The sequence below is a fragment of the Azohydromonas australica DSM 1124 genome (genome assembly GCF_000430725.1).
In the GTDB taxonomy this organism is placed as follows: domain Bacteria; phylum Pseudomonadota; class Gammaproteobacteria; order Burkholderiales; family Burkholderiaceae_C; genus Azohydromonas; species Azohydromonas australica.
The window spans coordinates 1-19,984 of sequence record NZ_AUMO01000109.1; the positions used below are offsets into that span (position 1 = coordinate 1).

The following is a 19,984-nucleotide window of genomic DNA, read 5'->3' on the forward strand; positions in this document are numbered from 1 at the left end:
CGCTTCCAGGAGGAGCCCGGGCAGCGCGTGTTCCTGCTCTCGCTCAAGGCTGGCGGCACGGGGCTGAACCTCACGGCGGCCAGCCACGTGGTGCATTTCGACCTGTGGTGGAACCCGGCGGTGGAGGCGCAGGCCACCGACCGGGCCTACCGCATCGGCCAGCAGCGCAAGGTGCAGGTGCACCGCTTCATCACGCGCGGCACCTTCGAGGAGCGCATCAACGAGATGATCCGCGCCAAGCGCGAGCTGGCCGAGATGACGGTGGGCAGCGGAGAGACCTGGATCGGCCAGCTGCCGACGGCGGAGCTGAAGGCGCTGTTCAAGCTGGGTTGACGGTGTCTGAGCCGTCGGCCCGTGGCGTCGTGCCATCGAGGATAGGTGAGGGTTTTCGGGGAGAACCAACGTCCTTCGTCTCAAACAAGGCGCTTCCCACTTCGTTTGTGCAACAAGGTTGTCGGCTTCCTACATGGCGCGAGCCGCTGCTCTGAACGGGTGGGGCAGGAAAGGAGTTTGCCCGACGCTCACTCCCACCGGTGGAGGATGTCATGTCAACCAGTCGCCACATGTTTGCCGCGCTGTCTCTGTCGCTTGCTGCTGCCACGCCTTTGCATGCGGTTGTCCTGGGCCAGACCGAGACGTTCACGTCTTCCAACGGAGGATGGTTCATTGGCGGTGGGCCGGCCGGAGCGCCCCTGGTGCCGCTACCGGTGGAGCCGACCGGCGGCCCCGGTGGATCAGGCGACGCCTTCCTGCGTATCACCTCAACCGGTTCTGGCACCGCGGGTAGCCGCCTGGTGGCAAACAATGCCGGCCCGTGGACTGGAAATTACCTGGCTGCCGGCATCACGCACATTGCCATGGACTTGAAGAACCTCGGTGCGACAAATGTTGCAGTGCGGCTGTTCTTTGAGGACCCGATTCCGCTGCCGCCACAAAACGAGGCGCATACCAGCTTCGTTGCCAACCTGGCTGCCGGATCAGACTGGACACGCTATGTCTTTCCTGTCACCGCATCTCATCTTGTGGCTGAGTTGGGCGACGTGACGAGCGCGTTGACCAACACCACCTTCTTTCGCATTTATCACAGCACGAGCGGCGACTTTCCTGGTGAGCCTATCGCGGCCTCGATTGGCATCGACAACATCCATGCCATTCCCGAGCCGACAACCACCGCGCTGATGCTGGCCGGGTTGGGCGTGGTGGGTGCTGTAGCGCGCCGGCGTGCTGCCCGACGCACGCCGCGATAGCCAACTGGACGTTTCGGACAAAAAGAAGGCCCGCACGGGGCGGACCCAGAAAAGCGGCGGAGGGGAGGGAGGAAGAAAAGAACGGCCGCCGCAGGACAACACCCTACATCGGGCCGGCGGCGGCGCGCCCTTGCTCGCTTGAGAGGGCTGATGCAACGAACGGCAGGCAAGCGGCTTTGTGGGTACCTTTCCAACTGCAACCAGCTCAGGCTGTGACGCCATCAGAACGCCGCAGTACCAGCGGTGCCTTGGAGGGCGCGCGGCCGTCGGATGCGGACGCTGCTGATGCGTCAGGCTTTCTGTACCTCGATATCGAAAGCTATCGGGGCGTCGTTTGGTGGCCTCGATGCGGCGGCGTTGCCGCTGAGAGCGGCTGCGGCACCTACGGTGGACGGCTCGCCTGTGTCGAGTAGCGCCAGCGCGTGCTCGATGGCTCCGGAGCCCAGTTCGTGCGCCCTGTCGTATTTCACCGCGCGTCCACCGCCCTTCCTTGACCACGACAGTCATGGCGTACTGGCCGGCACCGAGCCGTCGACGTACCGGCTACTGGCCTTCGATTGGCGTTAGCAGGAATGCGTGCTCGATCGGCTCGGTACGGTCAGGGAACCAGACGCCGACGATCTGGCCGCGGTCGTTGATCCCGTAGGCCTCGCGCAACCACCCCTTGGCCGCAGCCGGACCTTCGATCAGGTCGTTCAGGTTGTGCACCGTGCTGCCGTCGTAGAGGAACGCGTTGATCGCACCCCCGCCGCCGGGTGCACTGCCGACGCCGACCACCCAGCCGTGCGTGTTGATGCCGTACCCCCAATAGGTCTGGGGGCCGAGCCCGCGCATCGCCCGGCCCTTGTGGATGAAGGCCTGGACCGGCGAGCCGTAGTAGGTCGTTGACGCGCCGCTGACCCAGCCTTTGTCGTTGATCGCGACCGCCATGCTGAACTCGCCGCCGAGCACGCCGAGGTCGTGCAGCGCACCGGCCTTGTAAACGAACGCGTGCTGACTCTCCTCATCGGCCATTTGCGACCGCCCCGCAACCCAGCCCCAGCGGTTGATCGCGTAGCCGACGCTGTAGGTGCCACCAAGCGTGCCAAGGTCGCGCATGCGCGTGCCGTTCCAGACGAAGGCGTGTTCCTGGAGATAGGGCGAGCCGGGTATCGCGACCTGCGTGACGCCGGTCGCGTGGCCGGCCCGGTTGATCCCGAACGCGCTGCTTGTGCCGTTGACGCCAGGGCCGGCGAGATGGCCCAGGATCGTCGCCTTTGTGCCGTCGTAGATGAAAGCCCTCAAGCATTCGCAGCGGGCCAGCATGGCATCGCCGGCCACCCAGCCGCGGCCGTTGATCGCCCGCCCGAATCTCAGCTCGCCGCGGGACGCCGCGATCCGCAGCGGACGCATCACGCCGTTGCCGTAGCGAAACGCGATGAACGGCCCGTACGTACCTTGCGCACCGTAACCGGCCACTTGGCCCTGGTTGTTGATTGCGAGTGCCTGGCTCGAGACGTACTCGGGACCGGGTGTGCCGAGATCGATGACGCGGTAGCGGGGCTGCGCGATGCCCGGCTCGGCAGCGCATAACAGCAGCGCGAACGCAACGGCGACGAAAGAACGGGCGTGCATGCGGCCTCCTCGTTGGCAGGTGGACCTGCGCTGGCGCGACCGCGTCTCTCCCTGCTACGCCTGGCGGACGGCTACGTCAAGCCAAGTGCCTTTCCATTACGTATCTGTTTTCCTTGTATAGGATTTCGACGGCGGGCTGTGCCTGCTCAGGCAGTGGTGCAGCACGAAATGCCGGCACGGAATCTCTCGCTGGGAACCGTTCCTTATTGGCCTCATCGATGACAACGAGTACCTTGCCCGGTCGATGTGCTGGTGCTCAAGGATGGGTCCATGCCGGTGAGCGACGAGCACAACAGTGCCGTCTACCGGCTCATCTATGCAGCAGCCTGATAAAGGGTGGGCAGCGGCCGCAGGCTCAGGACGGCTACTGCACGGACGTGCCCCGAGCGACTCAGGACACCGTGACCTTAGGCGCTTCCAGTCCGCAGTTCCTTCACCCAGAGTCGCGACTGCCCAGCTTGTCGTCGATCACCGAGCCGGGGCCGACCTTGTTGGATGGGAAAGAAACCATTGACCGCATCGACGTCCATCGGAATGGGATTGCCGATCCACGCAGGCCAACACCTACCTGCCGCGGTGTCACTAAGCCGCGGCCGGGAGGAATTATTACCGTCGCTGTCGGTTTATGCCGGCTGATAGTTCGAATTCGTCTTTCCTGCAAGTACACCGGCAGTGGGATGCTTCTTGACATTCTGAGCACCAAGCTGTTTTGCATGGAGGGGCATGCCATGGCACTACACCGCTACGTCAGTTTGCAGCAGGGTGTGTCCTTGTTCGACAGTCACGGCTTTCGTGAAGAGCTGGTGAAGAAGCCCCCGGTTCATGAAGCAGGCTCACAGGCTCAAGTCAATTTGGCGGGTCAATCTACAGGTACTGCTCCTGTTCCTGTCCGTAGGCCAGGTTATTGTTCGCTGGTGCTGCTGTTAGGCCTGTTGAGTGGCTGCGGCGACGAAACGGACTTGGCCCGCATCGGCCGTGAGGCCCTGGTCGCCAGCGGAGCCAAGCACCTTGAGGAGCTTTCGGTCACTGCACCGGCAACATCCGCGCAGGCACCGCCAGAGTCGTCCATAGCACCGATCAATGGAGGGCCACGGGCGCATTTGGAAGGCGCCTTCGGACCGATGTTCGTGTGGCCCGTGATGCCGATTCACATGGTGCTGCTGCCTGATCGCCGGGTCCTGGCCTACGGCACCGACACGGCGGGCCGTCAGGGTGCTGGTTTTCACTACACGGTCTGGGACCCCAAGCTCGGTGGTGGTCCGGAGGCCTTCCTGACGCTACCCAACGTCACCGGCACCGACATCTTCTGCTCGGCCCAGTCGTTGTTGCCTGACGGCAGGGTGGTGCTGATGGGTGGCGACGAGAACCCGGGCACACCCGAGGACTTCGGCAACGCCGATGTGAACGTCTTCAACCCGCGCACCAACGTGCTGAGCAAGGCGGGAGTCATGGCCTATCAGCGCTGGTATCCGAGCCTGGTCGTCATGCCCAATGGAGAGCAAGTCGTGATGGGTGGGCGCATCAACATCGTGCGCGATGGACCTATCGTGTACGAACGCAATGTGGCCAGTACGCCTGAGGTCTATACGCCCGGCATCGGCTGGCGCAGCCTCACTGGTGCCACCACCGATGCCGCCTACGGCAGTACGGCAGAGAGCTTCTTCTACCCGCGTGCCTGGCTTGCACCGGCGGGCGACATCTTCATACTGGGACACGACGGCTTGATGTTCCGACTGGACCCGACGGCGCAAGGGACGTTGACTCCGCTTGCCGCCATCGCGCCTGCCGCGTCGGAACGCTATCCGGGCGTGATGTTCGCTCCCGGCAAGATCATCTCAATGCGCAAGCTGCGCCAGGCTGTGGTGGTGGACATCAACGGCAGCGAACCGGTCGTGCAGTCCATCGCGTCTGCGGCCCTTGATCGCCAATGGGGCAATGCCACGGTACTGGCCGATGGACAGGTATGGCTCAACGGCGGCTCGACCACGGCCAACGTCCTGAATGACGCTCACTACGTGTCGGAACTCTGGAATCCGACTTCAGGCCTGTGGACGCCCACCGCGCGCGCCACGCAGGCGCGGCTCTATCACTCGGCCTCGATCCTGCTGCCCGATGCCAGTGTGCTGACCGGCGGCGGAGGCGCATACGGGCCAGTGAGTCAGCTCAATGGCGAGGTCTGGTTTCCGCCTTACTTGTTCCGGCGCGATGGCTCCGGCCGCTTCGCCCCACGTCCGGGCATTGCCACCGCGCCAACCAAAGCCCTGGTGGGTGGCGAACTCACGCTGACGCTGCCCAGTGGCGTTCAGGCGCGCCGGCTGACGCTGGTGCGCACCGGCTCGGTCACCCACAGCTTCAACCACGATCAGCGCTTCATGGAACTGCCTTTCACGCAGACGGGGGTGCAGTTGCGCGCTACGCTCCCGGCCAACGTCAACGCATTGCCGCCTGGGCACTACATGGTTTTCATCTTCAACGGCAACGGCGTGCCTTCCAAAGCCAGGATGCTGCGCATCACCGCTCCGCCACCGAGCTGATGGACGCTCATGCTGCTGTCGATGGAGTTCCGTTCAGGTTCCCAGGCTCTTGGCGCTATCAGTCGATCCAAGACTTGGAACGGCGGCCTCAGGGCGCGTTCTTCCACGCCGTCAGACTGGCAGCCACCGCCTCGTTGATACGCGTGGCACTGTTGGTAGGGTCAAATCCGGCATAGGTATGGATTGCCACGGCGCAAGTGCCATAGCAGCGTGACTTGCTGGCGCCGCGGTCCGCTTCAATCACGGGCGAGCCGCTTTGGCCGCCGCTTGTGTCGATCTGATAGTGCGTCGTGCGCGGCTTGGATGCGACGATGTCGCCGCCGCCTCCCCACATCGTTCCCCGTGGCTTGTCTCCCGGATAGCCCATGAGTAGCACCGACACCCCGACCTGCGACTCCGCTGACGCGTAGTAGCCGAACCAGCCCGTGGTCTCGCCAATCTGGCAGTTGAGCTTCACGGCCCCGTAGTCGTGTTCCTCAATACCGTCTTCGGTCCACTTTGCCACCGCATACAGACGTCGCGCGCCACAGGAGCCGAACGGGGCGGAGCCGTTGTTGTAGGCTGGATAGAACTTGACGTCCTCGCTCCACCGTCCGCCGCTGCCTTCGTGCACGCAATGGCCGGCCGTGGCCACCGTATCCTTGCTGATCAAGAACCCGGTACAGAAGAAGTCGAAGCTGCCCTGCTTGAAGGTCAGAAAGCCAATGGCGCGGTAGGGGAAGCCCGATTCGCGCGCGTAGAGACGGAAGCGCCGATCCTGTTCGATCACTGCTTCTGGCAACGCCCGGTCGGTTCGAGTGTGGACGTAGGGCGGCGACTTTGGCCGGTAGTGCCGTCGCTGCTCTGCCAGCTCGCCAGCGCTCAGCGAAGACGCTGGAAATGTTGCCCTCTCATCCAGTGCAGCGCCCTCGCGCAGTGCACCGGCGAAAGCCGGGCTGGCGCTACTACCCGCAGCTGTCGGCACAAGCATGCTGCCATCACTGCTCACCGTGCGCTGTGCCTCAACCTCAGCTAGGGCCTTCCCTGCGACTGCCATCAGGCCCAGGCCCGCCAGGACGCAAACCACCCTGAACACCTTTCTTCCGCTCATGTCTCCGACCATCGTTATGTATTTCCACTAGGGGGCTCCGTCAGCGTATGGAGCCGATTGCGCAATTGTCCCGGTTTCTGCCTGACGTCATGAAAACCAAGGAATTGCAAAAATGCCCCATGACAGCGGCCAAGCTGCCCTGGTGCTGCAGGCCGATCCGGTGTCGCTGTCGCAGGTGCTCTCCAACGCGCTGACCAGCCTCGCCAAGTACATCGTCGCGAGACGGAGCATTGAGCTTGCGTCCCGGCGCCTGCGCACCGAGCTGGAATTGAGCGTGCGCAACACCGGCATCGGGATTCCGCTGCAGGCACGCACACCTCCGAGATGGTCGGACAGATGGAGTTCGGCGCAGTTCAGGCTGAATGCAAACCGGGTGTCAGGCTGGCGCAGGTGCTCGGCATTGTCGAGTTGCACGGCGAGCAGGGCGTCCAGTGCAGCCCCGGCTGGGGCCGCGCACTTTTTCCACGGTGCAGCTGTCGCTCGATGCGCCGGCGCACTCGGCGTCTCTTCAACAGTCGCAGACGCCGCATGCCGGTTTGAGAATCCCATGGATGACGACAGCGAGGACTCCTGACAAGCAATGGCGCCGCTGTTGTGGTTGCAAGGCTGTACCCCTCGGGCTGTCAATTCCATCCCGCCCGCGATCGACATGGCAACCCATCGGGCTTCTCGCGTTGCCATGTTTGGCAGCCCGGCCACAGCAAAGGCGCCGCGCCATCAGGCCCACGGCACTCGCCGTGCTGCTGATCGCACTGACCAGCAGCAGGAGGCCGATCGGTGCAAATCCGCTGCGGCAGGCCTTGGCCATTACCTCACCAAGTCGGCCGACATCGAAGGTCGCCTGGCACTGGTGTCGGTGTTGTGGCCAAGCCAGCGAGCACGTGGGATGCTGGCGCCGGCAATCACGGCGTGGTCTGGAAGACGATGTCCACCCAGTAGTTCGACGCCCGGTATGTCGAGGTCGGGAATCTCGGCGCGGTGCCGCCATAGATGTACACCCCGTTGCCCCCGCTCACGCCGCGCCTGAGCAGGTGGATCGGCCCGGTGTCCACGCCACGGTCGGTGAAGTAGTACTCGTCGCTGGCGTAGCGACCTCGGGGTGCCCGGTACGAGGCCACGTAGACGGTGTTGGCCGTGATGCGCACCGGCGTGGCGAAGTTCACCTGCTGCCAGCCGACGGCCGTCTCGTTGACGAAGGTCGCGGAGGCCAGCAGCGTGCCGGTGCTCGTCCACAGCGCGCCGATATGCGTGCCGGTGTTGCCTGACCCCTTGTAGAAGCGGATGCCCGTGATGTAGCCGTCCACGTCGGAGCGGAACTTCACGCCCACGTTCACGATGCGGGTGTCATCCGGATCGCTGGCCACCGTCGGCGCTGCAGAGGCCGGCCAGGCCGAGCACGGACAGTTCGCCTCCACGACCGTCACCGTCCTGCCCGTTGGCGGCGACTGGACGTTGCCGCTGTCGTCCACTGCACGGCTCATGATCATGGCGCTGCCGGTAGTGCCCGGCATCCAGGCGTAAGTCCAGTTGGCAGTGCCGCTGGCTGCGCGCCAGGTCGTGCCGCCGTCGGTGGAGACTTCGACTGTCTTCACCACACCGCCCACATCGGCCGCGGTGCCGGAGATCGTCAAGTTGCTGGCGGCCGGGATACTCGCACCTGCCGCAGGCGACGTGATGCTCGACGTGGGCGCCGTCGTGTCTGCTCGTGCCGCGGTGGTGAATTGCCATTGCACATCGGCCGCCAGCGCGTTGCCCGCCTGGTCCTTGATGAGCGGGACGGAACTGCCGCCTTTGAGCGTGGCGGTGTAGCTGGTCGAGGACGCCAGCGCTGCGGCGGGCGTGAGGATGGCTGTGCGCGTGGCGGCGTTGTACGCGACCGTGGCGCTCACCAGCGTGTTGCCCGTGGTGGTGCGCAGCTCAAAGGTGCTGCCCGTCACGGTGGCCGCCTCCAGCGCCTCGCTGAAGGTCGCTGTCACGGTTGCCGTGGTGGCCACGCCCGTGGCGTTGTTGGCCGGCGTGGTCGAGCCAACCGTGGGCGGCGTGGTGTCCGTCGGCCCGTTCGGGGCCGGGGAGAACACCACGTCCACCCAGTAGTTGGAGGCGAGGTGGCTCGACGCCGGGAAGGTCGATGCGCTGCCGTAGGCGTAGACGCCGTTGCCGCCGCTCACGCCGTTTTGCAGCAGGTGCACCGGCGCGTTGTTCACACCGGCACTGGCAAAGAAGTTGTTGTCGCCAGCGTAGTTGCCATTGGGTGCGAAGTAAGACGCCACGTACACCGTGTTGGCCGTCACCGGCACCGGCGTGGCGAAGCTCACCTGTTGCCAGCCGCTGGCGCTCTCGTTGATGAACTGCGCCGTGGCCAGCCGCGTGCCGTCAAGCGCCCACAGGTTGCCGATGTGGGTACCGGTGTTGTTGACGCCCTTGTAGAAGCGCACGCCGGTGATGAAGCCATCCACGTCGACGCGGAATTTCACCCCAAGCTCCAGGGCGCCCGGGTCGGCCACGGATGGGTTTGTTGGCGTGGCAGCACCGGACCACCCGCTGCAAGGGCAGGTCTGCACCTCGGAGCTCGAGACGGTGGTGAAGGACCAGCTCACGCTGCTGGTCATGGGGTTGCCCGCGACGTCCTTGATGCGCGGGTCGCTGCTTCCCCCGCGCAGCGTGGCGGTGTAGGTCGTGGAGGGCGACAGCCCGGAAGAGGGCGTGAGCGTCGCCGTGCGCGTGGCCGCGTCGTAGCTAACGCTCGCCGCCACCACCGCATTGGCGGCGTTTCGCAGCTCGAAGGTGGCACCGTTGACGCTGGCCGGCTCCAGCGCGTCGCTGAAGGTGGCCTTGACGGGTGCGAATACGCCCACGCCGTTGGCGCCTGCGGCCGGCGTGGTGGTGCTGACAGCCGGCCCAGCCGCGTCAGCCGAGTAGGTGGCGACGTAGCTGCCGGCGTCGGCCGTGAAGAAGGCGTACTCCAGGCCCTTGATGACCTTGATGGTGTAGGGCACGGCGCTCCCGGAGCGCGTGAGCGCGGACAGCACTTCGTTGCCCGCGCGCCGCGGCAGCATGCCCTGCAGCCCGTTGGCCGCGGGGCTGCGCGTGACGCTGAAGTTCAGGGCTGCGCCATTCCAGCTCATGGCGCTGAAGTACGAGGCGTTGCGCGCATCGAGCCAGGTGAGCATCTGGCGTGCGGCGATGACCGGCACACCACGGGCCTTGGCCGAGCTCACCACGGCTTCGGACTCGTTGGTGATGGCCTGGTCGGTGTGGGCGTTGACGGTGTAGGCGCCGTAGTAGCCTTCCGCGCCCAGCGCGCGGTCCAGCAGCGTGTTGACGACGTACGGGTAGGTCTGCCCGGACTCGTCCGTCATCTGCGTGGCGGCCTGGTACACGTCGACGAAGCTGCCGTTGAGCTGCATGAAGCGCATGGGCATGGCCGAGCCGGTGAAGATGCCCGGCACGTCGTTGACCCAGCCCGGGGGCCAGAAGTAGTAGCTCGTGTCCAGCCGCATGCCGTACTTGGCCTGGACCAGCGCGCCGCTGGCCCAGTCGCTCCAGACGATGCAGTGGTGGCGCTGCGTGACCGGTGCCGGCACGCTGGAGTACTTGGACCGCCAGGAGGCCGACTGCTCGGCGTAGGTGCTGTCCAGCGTGAGCGCGGTGTAGTCGTCGCAGCGGGTGTTGACGTGCAGGCTGGTTTCGAACCCTTCGGCGTCGTACTGGGCGGCCTGCGCGTCGCTCATGGCCGTGTCGGTGTACACGTACGAGGTGCCGCGGATGCATTCCCAGTTGGCCACCGAGCAGCCCGGTGTGCTCAGTTGCTTGAGTCGCTCGAACCGCCCGGGCGTGCCGCCGTTGGCATGGTCGTCACCCGTCATGATGACCACGGCCTTGTGGCCGTGGGGGAAGTACCAAAAGCGCGGCAGCGGCTTGCGCGCGAGGTTCATGTGCGTGATCAGGTTGGCCAGCAACCGCTGCTGCTCGTCGGCCTGCGGGATGGCGACCTTGCTCAGGTCCACCCAGTCGGACTGCGGGTCGGCTGCGGCCGCGCCGTAGTACTTGTCGTCCGAGCGAATCGGCAAAAGCCCGTCGCGCTCCTGAGCGGCCCAGGCCGGGTTGCCCTGGCGGGTGTAGACGATGGAGGTGGCCAGGTCGTAGGTGAAGGCCGCGGCCTTGCCGCTGCCCACGCTGCGCAGCGTCACGGCCGGGTGGGCCGTGGCGGTGGTGGCATTGCTGTAGAGCGTGGCCAGCGCCGTGGCGCCGGCGAGCGTGTAGCGCTCGGCGCTGCCGTGGAACTGCATGGTCTGGTTGACGATGCCGCTGCCCACGGCGGTGGCCGAGTCCACCAGCATGTAGCCGTTGGCAAGCGTGCCGCCGGTGGTGCTCAGCCCCAGCAGCGAAGCCAGTGGCGCGTCGGGCGCCATGGCGATGAGGTTACCCCCAGCGGTCACCCAGTCGCCCAGCAGCGTCGCCTGCGCGCCCGAGAGCGACGTCTTGGCCAGGATCACCACGTCATGGGCAGCCAGCGTGCTGGCGCTGAGCGTCGAGACGTCCGCCACGGTAAACGAGTTGAACCCCTCGTTGCGCAGGATCTCGGCGTAGTAAAGCCCGAAGTTGCTGTTGCCCGAGGTCAGCACCAGGATTGGCCCACCCGGGCCCTGGGCCGGCTCGGCCGCCTGCGCCGGTTTGTGCCAACACAGCAGCGCGACGAGCCAAGCTATCAGGAACAGGACCATCTGCCTGGCGCATCGCGCGCGCAGGACATTGCATTGCTTCATAGCCGCTCTCCTCCTCAGGCTGGCTCGTTACTGCTTCAGGCCGGGCACGGTGCCGCAAGCCCCATGGCGCCGCGCGCGCCTACTTGCCCACGCCGCTGGTCACGTTCCAGCGCACGACGCGGTTGTCGTCGCCACCGGCGAACAGCACGTTCTTGTTCTTGTCATCGAACACCAGCGCATTGACCGGCGCGCTGCCGGCGCTGAGCTGCTTGTCCAGCCGACCGCTGGCCATGTCCCATACAAAGATCTGCCCGTCCTCGCCGCCGCTGGCCAGCACGGTGCCGTCCCGGTTGAACGCGATGCTGCGCACAGCGGTCTTGTGGCCGGTGAAGGCTTCGGTACGGTAGCCCGTGGCCAGGTCCCACTGCAGCACCTGCCCGTCAGCACCGGCGCTGGCGAGCGTCTTGCCGTCGGGGCGGAACGCGACGCCGTTGACCTCGTCGGCATGCCCGCGCAGCGTGTGCAGCAACTTGCCGCTGGCCACGTTGAACACCAGGATGCGCGCCGCGGCGTCGGCGCTGGCGAGCAAGGCACCGTCGGCGCTGAAGGCCACCGCGTTGACGAAGCCGGTGTGGCCCGAAAGGATCTTCTCCAGCTTGCCCGTGGCCGCGCGCCACAGCATCACGCGCGTCTCCTCACCTGCGGTGGCGATGAACGTGCCGTCGGGGCTTTGCGCCATGGCACGGATGGGATGCTCATGGCCGTGCAGGGTGAAGACCTTCTTCCCCGTGGAGTTGTCAAAGATATGGACATCGCTGTCGCGGCCGACGACACCCAGGAACTTGCTGTCGCGGCTGAACACGATGCCGGTGGCCACAGCGTCTATATCGATGTCGAACCTGGAGACATCCAGCACGCTGTTCGCATCCAGTATCCGGACCTTGCCATCCGCACGCGCCACGGCCACCGTGCTCCCATCCGGCGAGATCGAAACCGAGGTCACGCCCTTCTTCAAGTACTGACGCAACCGCTTTCCCAGTTTGAGAGCCTGGGGATTTTCAGTATTTGCTGCAGCCGTGGAGACTTGTATCTCTGCACTGCTTGAGACTGCTGCTGTGGAGGATCTTGAGGCGTCATCGCCACCACCACATCCGCTCAAGAAAGCGCAGGACAGCAAGCAGGTTGCCGCTGCCCGGGCACATTGCGCCCGCTGCTCAGTACGTCGCATATAACCTCCCCCTGCTGGATGGATTCAATCACGTTGCCGCCGGCAACACGCCCCTATGGCGCAGAGCCAAATTAACACCGCCAATGGCTTCGGCGGCTTGAGGGTTTGATCACCCGGCCGGCAAGCCTGATGCGTTCTTTGCAAGATATCGACGTGCCTCTGCTGTGCAACTCGTCAATGAACGCAGCTCTTTTTATTGGATATTCTTGGCTGACACGAAATATGCCAAGAACGTGGCGCTGCGTACAACTGTTTGCCGTGGCGCAGAACAATTCTGGCAGTTTGATCAAAAATCGCGTTAACTAACGATGAGAAGTGAAAAAGAATGCATCGGTTACAAGACGACTAAGGGCATGACTATCATCTCAACGATCCGCATTGAGTTGACTAACAAATTCAGCATTCGAGCCGGTAGCCGTAAGCCGGCTACCGGGCGTTGCAACCACTGACTCAGGGTATTCTCAAATTCCACGACCTGAGGTGAGAAAACCTGGCGCGGATTTGATGCGGATTATGGGTATGCCGAGGATGCCACCGTCACGCTAATTCCCAGTGTGGCAGGAATGACTAGAGCCAGTGTCAGGCCGCCGCGTGCGCGAGGCTGGGCAAGGTGTAGGAGCTAATGGCTTCAGCCAAGAACCGGCAGACAGGTTGGCCACGGCGGCGTCCGCGTTGAGTAAGTCGCTGTCGCAACTACAACTCAGGGAGGGGCGGCCCTGTGCAGCGAACTGATGCCAGCAGCCTTGCGTGGCTGCGACGAATCCGCTGGCGTGCGGGCGATTCAGCGCTTGGAAGCAGCCCTTGGTTGACCCCAGCTTTCAGGCCGCCGCTGACAACGCGGACCTTGAAAAGATGCTGCAGCGGGATGCAGGTCGCTTGTGCTGCAGCGATCAAAAGCCATGTGTCAGCCCGTGCTTTTTCAAGGCTTGGGCGGCTTAGGTGGCTTGGGTGGTGCTGGCGGCTTGGGCGGCTTGGGTGGTTTAGGGGGTGGTGGCGGTGCAGGAGGCTTGACCGATCCTGCCTTTGCGAACTCAGGCGCTGCGGCCAATGTCAGGATCGCGGGAGCGATATAGACGCCGCGCTTCACGAAGCCGCGTCGCGACTTGTCTGGCATTGTCATTTCTCTCCTCCTCCTCGGTGCTGCTGGTGGGATTGGAAGTCCATCACCTTCCGAACTGCTTCGACGACAGGCGCTTTCGCTCATACAGGGGGTATTCCTTGCCTTGAGCGGGTGGGTTTTGCCCGGGAAGGCAGGGTTTTCAAGTCGTTGGGTATGGTTTGCGCATTTACTGTGCGTAGCACTCCGGGTAGCAAGGCAATCCTTGCAAGGCAGTGGAACGGATTGGAACGGGGCCGTGGCGAGCCGTTACCCGCAGCGCCATCGCAACATCAAATTGTGGCCGGTCAGCCGGGAGCTCAGAAGCAAAATCGTGACTCTGAAGTGACCCTGTCATGGTCAGCCTGCCCGGTGGGCGGGCTTGATGTGATGGGCTTGGCAAACCCGATCGCTACAGCGGCGCGTTGGCAGCAGATGGGAAGATCTAGGGAGAGCGGCGCAGAACGGCGTTTGCGTAAACTGGTCTGAAGCCATTGGCGCTAGAAAGCATGGAAACCTGTGCCCGCTACTTGGCATAGTGGTGGCTTCATTTTTCAAAAAACGTTAACCTTGCTATGGATTGGTCGTCATTGCTGCATTTGGTTGAGCTATTTCTGGTCGCCTCTCTCATCGGCTTTCTTTTCAAAAAGGACGATTAGTTCCGGCTGCTTGTTGTGAAATTTCCGCAGCGAAGCCGAATGGATGTCGGTCACCGGTCATGCGGACTTGGCGCGCGTCAGCCCATGGGGCATGTGCCGCGGGACTTGCAGACGCCACGATCGCCGAAAGCGCCCGGGTGCACGACGCGGTCGGCCTGGTATCCGTGGTGAATTTTGACCTCGTGCTGACTGCCTGGGACTGCCCGATGGCGCGGGTGTGGACATGGTGGAAGCGCTGCAGCAGCACTCCCAGGCCCAGTCAGAGGTGGTGTCGGTCCACGACGACGAGCATCTTTCCCTTGCGCTGCAGGCCAGCGCCTATGGCCACATCCTTAAGGAGCAGCCCCGCAAGTTCATCACCGCGCAACTGCAGCGCATCAGCCAGGATGAGTCTCCACTGCCGCCATCGATTGCGCGCCGCGTGCTGGCCTACTTCGCCGCGCAGGCCAAGCCGAACATGAACCTGATGCTGCCGCATATCAAGCTCACCGAACGCGAGAGCTGCGTGCTGCTGCGTGTGGCCAAGGGCTTCACGCTGCCCGGCATCGGTGTGCAATTGCAGCTGTCGCGTCACACCATCGCCGACTACGTCAAGCAAATCTACCGCAAGCTCAACGTGAGGTCGCACCTCGAGGCCGCGCTGAAAGCACAGCGGCTGGGGCTTTTCAATCGTGCCAACAGCATGAACACCAGTTACTCAGGCTTGGCCAACTGGCAACGCTGATTCACGGGTGGTGCGGCCCCACCGTCCAGTGCACTTGCGCTGCCCGGCGTTGGGAGCCGCCCGGCAGCGCCGACCTGGTACTCCAGTCGGCTCTTCTGGCTTTGACCAGTGCCATGAGGGTACGGTGGCACTGCGTGTTCGCACCGGCCATCCTGCCGGCCGGCCCGTTATCCCACGCCGGCCACCCGTGCGCCAAAGCCGCTCAGCGCGCCCAGCGCTTGGACGAAGTCTGGTTGTTCATGAAATCGCCAATGTAGAGGCAGTTCGGGAAACAGCGTACCCAGAAGCCAGTCTGGAAGAAGCCCGAGTAACTCGTGTTGCGGGTGCAGCCGTTGAAGCCCCGGGTCGAGGTCAAGCGGTTGTTGAATGACCCCGGCATGTTGGCGGTGTATGAGCGCCCGCCGAAGCAGCCGAAATTGTTCCGGGCATACCAGATGAAGCTTGAGCCGCTATAGAACCTGCCGTCGTAGTCAATCCCGATGACCCGCGTTGCTGCTGCAGCGAGATCCGACTCCCCGACCGATTCTGGTGAGGACTCGGAGGCCAGCGCTACGGTGTTGTCTGTCGCTGCCGCCATCGCGGCAGCGAAGCTGGAGTAGCAGCCGCCCTGCTTGATTGCCGAAGTCCGCGCGCCGGCGTTCACCGGTGCCAGTTCGGCCACGCAGTGCCGAGCCGCAGACGCGGCACTCGCTTCAGGCGGTGCGCTGCCCGCCTCGGCCTGCGGGCCGTCTTCGGCCAATGCACCTGTGGCGGCCAGCGCACCAGTGACCAGCGTGGCGGCCAAGCGCAGCCAAGAGAGTTGCTTGTTCATCGCCTACTCCTACCGGTAGAACTGCGTACTGCAGTAAAAATATGGTGCCCATGCGATTCGAAAAAATCTTGGCTCACCTTGTGATATTGGGTAATGAGAACCAGGCAAGATCTCATAAACATTCGCTTGCTGTCGTTGCCAGTCTTAATAATAAAAATCTTGAATTTGCATGAGGTTGAGTCTGGATTCAAGGGCTTTTAAGAGCGAGCGCAAACTTCTCTCCCTGGCTGCCGCAATTGAACGGCATCGACATGCTCAACTTCAGGCACTGGTACTCGCACAGCCGCAAACTGAACGACTCAGCCGCATCGCAAGCTGTGCAAACCTATTGCCCCCGAGTTTTAGCCGCCTCCGCGACCGGGACTGTAGCGGCTTTGTGTAAAACCCCCGTCCAAGGCATTTGGAGTCTGCGCTGGCACTGCCTATGCTGCGTTTTCCCTGGAAGCTTGGAAGACTCACCATGCAATACCAATTCGCTGCACTGTCCGTCGTAGCTTCGCTGGCCTCACTCGCAGTACAAGCTGCACCAGGATACCGCGTGGAAATGTTACCCGACACCACTGGCGGGACTGCTTTCAATGCTGTCGCCATCAACAATCGCGGCGAAGTCTTGGGGTATGGAGAAAATGACTTGACTTCTCGGTCATTTATTTATAGCAAGGGCAGTTTCACCTTCTTGCCGCAGGATGGTAGCCGCAGCCTGCCGGTGGACATCAACAACCACGGGCAAGCTTTGTACAACTCCGTCACCGGCGACGGTTACACCCAACCTTTCCTTTATGGCGGCGGAGGAAGCATTAATATCAGCCCCGGCGTGAATGCCTCGGGCCTGGGCCGGGCGTTGAGCAGCTCAGGCTACGCAGTGGGAAGTTTCAGCGACCGCAATTTCTTTTATGACGGCAAAACCAGCCGTTATCTGGACATAGATCTGGATGGCGTGCGCACGGTATTCGCCACGGGCATTAATAGCAGCGGCACGATCGTGGGTCAAGCCACGGTCAGCGTCGAAGCCACGCGGGCCTTTATTTACAAGAATGGCCGTGCGTCTTTCCTGGATGGAATGCTTGATGCCTATGCCATCAACGACTTCGGGCAGATCCTGGGGCAGGATCAACAAGGCTACTTGGTACGCGACGGCGATGGCAGCAATACTTACCTGGGCTTCACTGCCTACACGCAACTCAACCAACGCGGCTGGGTGGCAGGCAATTCCTTGGTGGACGGGGCACTGCATGCATTTGTCTACCGTGAGGGACACAGCACTGATCTCAATCGGCTGCTTGTCGGGCCGGACGCCGATCGGTGGAGCCTCATGGACGGCGTTGACATCAACGACCGCGGTCAGATTATCGGCATTGGCCTGTTCGATGGACAGCGAGCCTCCTTCATTGCCACGCCCGTACCCGAGTCGGGCACTTGGACCTTGATGCTATGCGGGCTGGGCGTACTCGGGGCCGCGGCGCAATGCCAGCGCAGTCGTGGCTCGGTAAAGCATTCAACCACGACCTAAGTAAACTGTACCAGTACTAAACTGGGTCAATCTTAGGCGCAGCCAGATGTTTAGTCAGTCACGTCAGACTTCGGCTGCGTGCTGTGCCTGCTTGGAATCAACTAGGAGTTGCCGATTTCGGAGGCAATAAATGATCTTTGCATAGGAAAATTTTAACTTTCGGGCTGCGCCAATACATTTGAACGTGACCCAGTCAGTACTTTGACGTAAACTCGTTAAATATCAGCGAACGCATTACAAGCGTTGAAGCCAGCAGGATGCCAATGCATTGCTGAGAAGTCACCGCTGTACTGTGCTGTCGGGCGACATGTTTATCTTCATGCGCTGCTACCCACGCCACCGGAAACCAGGTTTTCTAGCCGCGCAGTACACTGCATAGAGTTCATGCCCCCGTTTCGGTCGCTCCAGCGGGACGACTCCGGTCTGCTACACGTCACCGGCCCGGAGCTCGATGTAGTGGTTTCCAAGTGACGCAGCGCAGCACTCAAGGAGCTTAGCGACAGGTTTACCGCTGTAGTTGTAGGCATAACTGGCCGCTTGGGAAAGGTTATTTCTCGCTGTCAACTTATCAAGCAAATAACCTTTTCTATCAGAGTCAAGGAAAAGCCCCGCTGTGTGGGACTTGGATGCCGAAGCGCTATTTCAGGCTCCGCAGCCAGCAGACCATGACTTGATGGCCAAGTCGTCCAGCGACTTGCCGCTGTCCAATGCTGACGTCACCCACTTGGGCTTAAGGCCGCGTCCGGACCAAGTACTTCCAGTGTCCGGATCGCGGTATTTCGGTGCCACTTTACCACCTTTTTTTGCACCCTTCTTGTCTGCCACGGTCAAGTCCGCCGCCGTCAGGTTGTGCTGGCTCATGAGCTCCCTAATCTGCGTGAGCACATCAGAGCGTGCCGAGTTTTGCATCTGTTTGATCTGGCGCTCGAGTTCTTCACGCTGCTGGAGCAACTGCTGGATGTCTGCCATACGTCTCGCCTTCAAGTGAATGTGTTGAATATTTCCGCTGCATTGCTGCTTCGTGGCATTAAAAGTGACCGCAGACTGACTCTGACTCAAACATGTTGTTATGAGCATGGTGCCACAAATTTTCTGGCCGCACTACTGGAGTAGTGATGGTTTGGCCCAGCGAAATACGGACTTACTGCACTCTGCGGTCATCAGCACGGGCCGCATGACATCGAACATCGGCGCCTGTAAGTTCAACTCCGGAAACTGTTTCATGTTTCCGTCGTAGCGTTGTGTACTCGTACCCTGAACAAAATTATTAAATCTTGAAGAGCCTGTCCAATTTGGTATTCTTAAAGAATGACGTCCTCAGTGCCAGTGATTTATCGGAAACTGTTTGCAGTAGTGCAAGACTTCTTTGAAACCAAGCGATCCAAATTTGAGCTTCTACGGTAATGAACTTGATGCCAGCCTCTCGGGACATGGCAGAGATGCCGTCCCAACTCCCATGCGATGAAATTTGAAGATGCTCTGTGTCAACTCCATGGCCGGCAAGGACGTTGAGGAAATTAGCGGTCGGCAAGTTGAATGAGCTTGGTTGCAACGTAGCTACGCACCGGCGCGGTTCCCGACCTACGGCGAGGTTTTACAGCGCAAAGGAGGGCACTATGCACATCACAGCAAGCACCAGCACCACGGCCTCCGTCTCTAGCGGCAACAACAAGCAGGCCAGCGGCTTTCAACTGCGGTTCAACAGCCTTTTTACTCGCCATGCGCTGAGTTTTCCCTGTGATGCCAGCGGTGTCGTTGACCTTGACGCACTGAGCGAGCAAGCACGAGCGAACCTGGCTCGGGCGCGTAACGGCGTAGGCCGTGACTACAGCATGCCGCAGGTGCTGCCCATCGACTGAATGCACAAGCGGCAAGATGTTCGGCTGCACAGATCTACCGTCAGTAGCAGTGCGTTCGCAATTTGATTGACACTGCCACCGGCAGTAGGGCCCGTGGCACGAGGTACGCGTGAAAGGCCCGCGACCGCTTTGAGTCACCCCAGCGTAACGCTGACACCGAGTGCAAACGCGGTAACGACGATCGGCCCCCGGCGGCCCGGACGACAGACCCATGAGCTACAAGTACGACATCGCCTTGCTTGAGCGCAAGGTACAGCACAGAAGAACATCACCAACCCGGACAGCCGCATCACGAAGCGCACGGGGTGGTGGCTTCGAGCCGAGCTACACCGCCCAGATGGCGGTGGATGACAGCAGGATTCCCGCTCGCACCGGCGACAGCAATTACAGCGACTGATTGCTCGGATACTGTGCTGTGAGGCCAACAGAAGCGTCCGCAGCAATAACCATGATAGGGTAGTGAACACTTCGTTCGCGTAACTGCCTTACACGACACCCGAGCCCTTGTCAACGCCACCTGCCGGCCCACCGCGAGAAGGACCATTTTTAAGCCACGTAAAATTTTTGAAATAAACAAGCTTCAAGATCTTGTGTAGCCTCGAAGGTTGCGTTCTTCTCAACCATGGCTTAACAGATCCGAGGGCTCCCATGAGAAAAACAATGTTCATTATTTCTTCGGCTTTCATCGTGGGATGCGCAAGCAGCCTTTCGAGGCAGGAGAATGAATCAAAAGTGCACGGAGAATTTCCAAAGAACTATTCAGAAATCGTAAGATCTCATTACCGAACCGTTACCGAAGAACCGAACTCACTTCGCTTCAACGTAATACATGTGCCCAGAGTCTTTTCTATTTCGAACGGACTCCGTCAAGAAAAATATGGGTATCTTGTTTGCGCAGACTTGAAC

General features: G+C 62.0%; 14 protein-coding genes. 8 read left to right on the plus strand and 6 right to left on the minus strand.

Translation table 11 applies throughout. The features are described from left to right. Both H537_RS43640 and H537_RS55700 read left to right on the plus strand, forming a co-directional pair. The coding region (locus H537_RS43640) for a helicase-related protein (RefSeq protein WP_043459033.1) at window positions 1-333 on the plus strand (333 nt) is incomplete at its 5' end. A 230-nt stretch (window positions 334-563) separates the two neighbouring features. Beyond that, complete coding sequence (locus H537_RS55700) at window positions 564-1,247, plus strand: PEP-CTERM sorting domain-containing protein (protein ID WP_169517020.1); 684 nt, start codon at window positions 564-566, stop codon at window positions 1,245-1,247. Between the two features lie 543 nt (window positions 1,248-1,790). Here H537_RS55700 and H537_RS49390 read toward each other — a convergent pair. Further along, a complete protein-coding gene (locus H537_RS49390; RefSeq protein WP_028998787.1) occupies window positions 1,791-2,861 on the minus strand; it encodes a hypothetical protein in 1,071 nt (356 codons plus the stop codon). A 458-nt stretch (window positions 2,862-3,319) separates the two neighbouring features. Between H537_RS49390 and H537_RS51220 the strand changes: the two genes are divergently transcribed. Continuing rightward, window positions 3,320-5,395, plus strand: coding sequence for a galactose oxidase early set domain-containing protein (locus H537_RS51220; RefSeq protein ID WP_169517021.1), 2,076 nt, complete (start codon window positions 3,320-3,322; stop codon window positions 5,393-5,395). A gap of 88 nt (window positions 5,396-5,483) precedes the next feature. Here the strand turns inward: H537_RS51220 and H537_RS43650 are convergent, their stop codons facing one another. Next, window positions 5,484-6,485 (minus strand): trypsin-like serine peptidase, encoded by a 1,002-nt coding sequence (locus H537_RS43650; RefSeq protein WP_169517022.1) that lies wholly within the window; start codon window positions 6,483-6,485, stop codon window positions 5,484-5,486. A gap of 112 nt (window positions 6,486-6,597) precedes the next feature. Between H537_RS43650 and H537_RS53005 the strand changes: the two genes are divergently transcribed. Next, entirely contained in the window at window positions 6,598-7,059 is a 462-nt protein-coding gene (locus H537_RS53005; RefSeq protein ID WP_156901776.1) for an ATP-binding protein, read from the plus strand. A 328-nt stretch (window positions 7,060-7,387) separates the two neighbouring features. Here the strand turns inward: H537_RS53005 and H537_RS49395 are convergent, their stop codons facing one another. Continuing rightward, window positions 7,388-11,251, minus strand: a complete 3,864-nt coding sequence (locus tag H537_RS49395) for a DUF4082 domain-containing protein (protein ID WP_084150735.1) — start codon at window positions 11,249-11,251, stop codon at window positions 7,388-7,390. 79 nt (window positions 11,252-11,330) lie between these two features. Beyond that, on the minus strand, window positions 11,331-12,194 hold the full coding sequence (locus H537_RS0116715; protein ID WP_051242805.1) for a WD40 repeat domain-containing protein: 864 nt from the start codon (window positions 12,192-12,194) through the stop codon (window positions 11,331-11,333). 2,203 nt (window positions 12,195-14,397) lie between these two features. Between H537_RS0116715 and H537_RS43660 the strand changes: the two genes are divergently transcribed. Then, complete coding sequence (locus tag H537_RS43660) at window positions 14,398-14,898, plus strand: helix-turn-helix transcriptional regulator (RefSeq protein WP_310733021.1); 501 nt, start codon at window positions 14,398-14,400, stop codon at window positions 14,896-14,898. Window positions 14,899-15,100: 202 nt separating this feature from the next. Here the strand turns inward: H537_RS43660 and H537_RS0116730 are convergent, their stop codons facing one another. Then, window positions 15,101-15,709: a hypothetical protein gene (locus tag H537_RS0116730; protein ID WP_028998790.1), complete on the minus strand. Its 609-nt coding sequence runs from the start codon at window positions 15,707-15,709 to the stop codon at window positions 15,101-15,103. A 460-nt stretch (window positions 15,710-16,169) separates the two neighbouring features. On the opposite strand from H537_RS0116730, the gene H537_RS0116735 reads away from it, so the two are divergent. Continuing rightward, on the plus strand, window positions 16,170-17,219 hold the full coding sequence (locus H537_RS0116735; RefSeq protein ID WP_169517023.1) for a hypothetical protein: 1,050 nt from the start codon (window positions 16,170-16,172) through the stop codon (window positions 17,217-17,219). Window positions 17,220-17,861: 642 nt separating this feature from the next. On the opposite strand, the gene H537_RS0116740 is transcribed toward H537_RS0116735, so the two are convergent. After that, window positions 17,862-18,188, minus strand: a complete 327-nt coding sequence (locus tag H537_RS0116740; protein WP_028998792.1) for an H-NS histone family protein — start codon at window positions 18,186-18,188, stop codon at window positions 17,862-17,864. A gap of 647 nt (window positions 18,189-18,835) precedes the next feature. On the opposite strand from H537_RS0116740, the gene H537_RS51230 reads away from it, so the two are divergent. Together H537_RS51230 and H537_RS53010 are read left to right on the plus strand one after the other, a co-directional pair. Next, window positions 18,836-19,078 (plus strand): hypothetical protein, encoded by a 243-nt coding sequence (locus H537_RS51230; RefSeq protein ID WP_084150739.1) that lies wholly within the window; start codon window positions 18,836-18,838, stop codon window positions 19,076-19,078. 211 nt (window positions 19,079-19,289) lie between these two features. Beyond that, a complete protein-coding gene (locus tag H537_RS53010; RefSeq protein ID WP_156901777.1) occupies window positions 19,290-19,475 on the plus strand; it encodes a hypothetical protein in 186 nt (61 codons plus the stop codon). The last annotated feature ends 509 nt before the right edge of the window (window positions 19,476-19,984 follow it).

Bases quoted from the DNA above. Each gene is read 5' to 3' on its own strand.
- H537_RS43660 (WP_310733021.1), top strand. From the start codon at position 14,398: ATGGTGGAAGCGCTGCAGCAGCACTCCCAGGCCCAGTCAGAGGTGGTG.
- H537_RS51230 (WP_084150739.1), top strand. From the start codon at position 18,836: ATGCACATCACAGCAAGCACCAGCACCACGGCCTCCGTCTCTAGCGGC.
- H537_RS53010 (WP_156901777.1), top strand. From the start codon at position 19,290: ATGAGCTACAAGTACGACATCGCCTTGCTTGAGCGCAAGGTACAGCAC.
- H537_RS0116735 (WP_169517023.1), top strand. From the start codon at position 16,170: ATGCAATACCAATTCGCTGCACTGTCCGTCGTAGCTTCGCTGGCCTCA.
- H537_RS0116730 (WP_028998790.1), bottom strand. From the start codon at position 15,709: ATGAACAAGCAACTCTCTTGGCTGCGCTTGGCCGCCACGCTGGTCACT.
- H537_RS53005 (WP_156901776.1), top strand. From the start codon at position 6,598: ATGCCCCATGACAGCGGCCAAGCTGCCCTGGTGCTGCAGGCCGATCCG.
- H537_RS43650 (WP_169517022.1), bottom strand. From the start codon at position 6,485: ATGAGCGGAAGAAAGGTGTTCAGGGTGGTTTGCGTCCTGGCGGGCCTG.
- H537_RS49390 (WP_028998787.1), bottom strand. From the start codon at position 2,861: ATGCACGCCCGTTCTTTCGTCGCCGTTGCGTTCGCGCTGCTGTTATGC.
- H537_RS55700 (WP_169517020.1), top strand. From the start codon at position 564: ATGTTTGCCGCGCTGTCTCTGTCGCTTGCTGCTGCCACGCCTTTGCAT.
- H537_RS0116740 (WP_028998792.1), bottom strand. From the start codon at position 18,188: ATGGCAGACATCCAGCAGTTGCTCCAGCAGCGTGAAGAACTCGAGCGC.
- H537_RS49395 (WP_084150735.1), bottom strand. From the start codon at position 11,251: ATGAAGCAATGCAATGTCCTGCGCGCGCGATGCGCCAGGCAGATGGTC.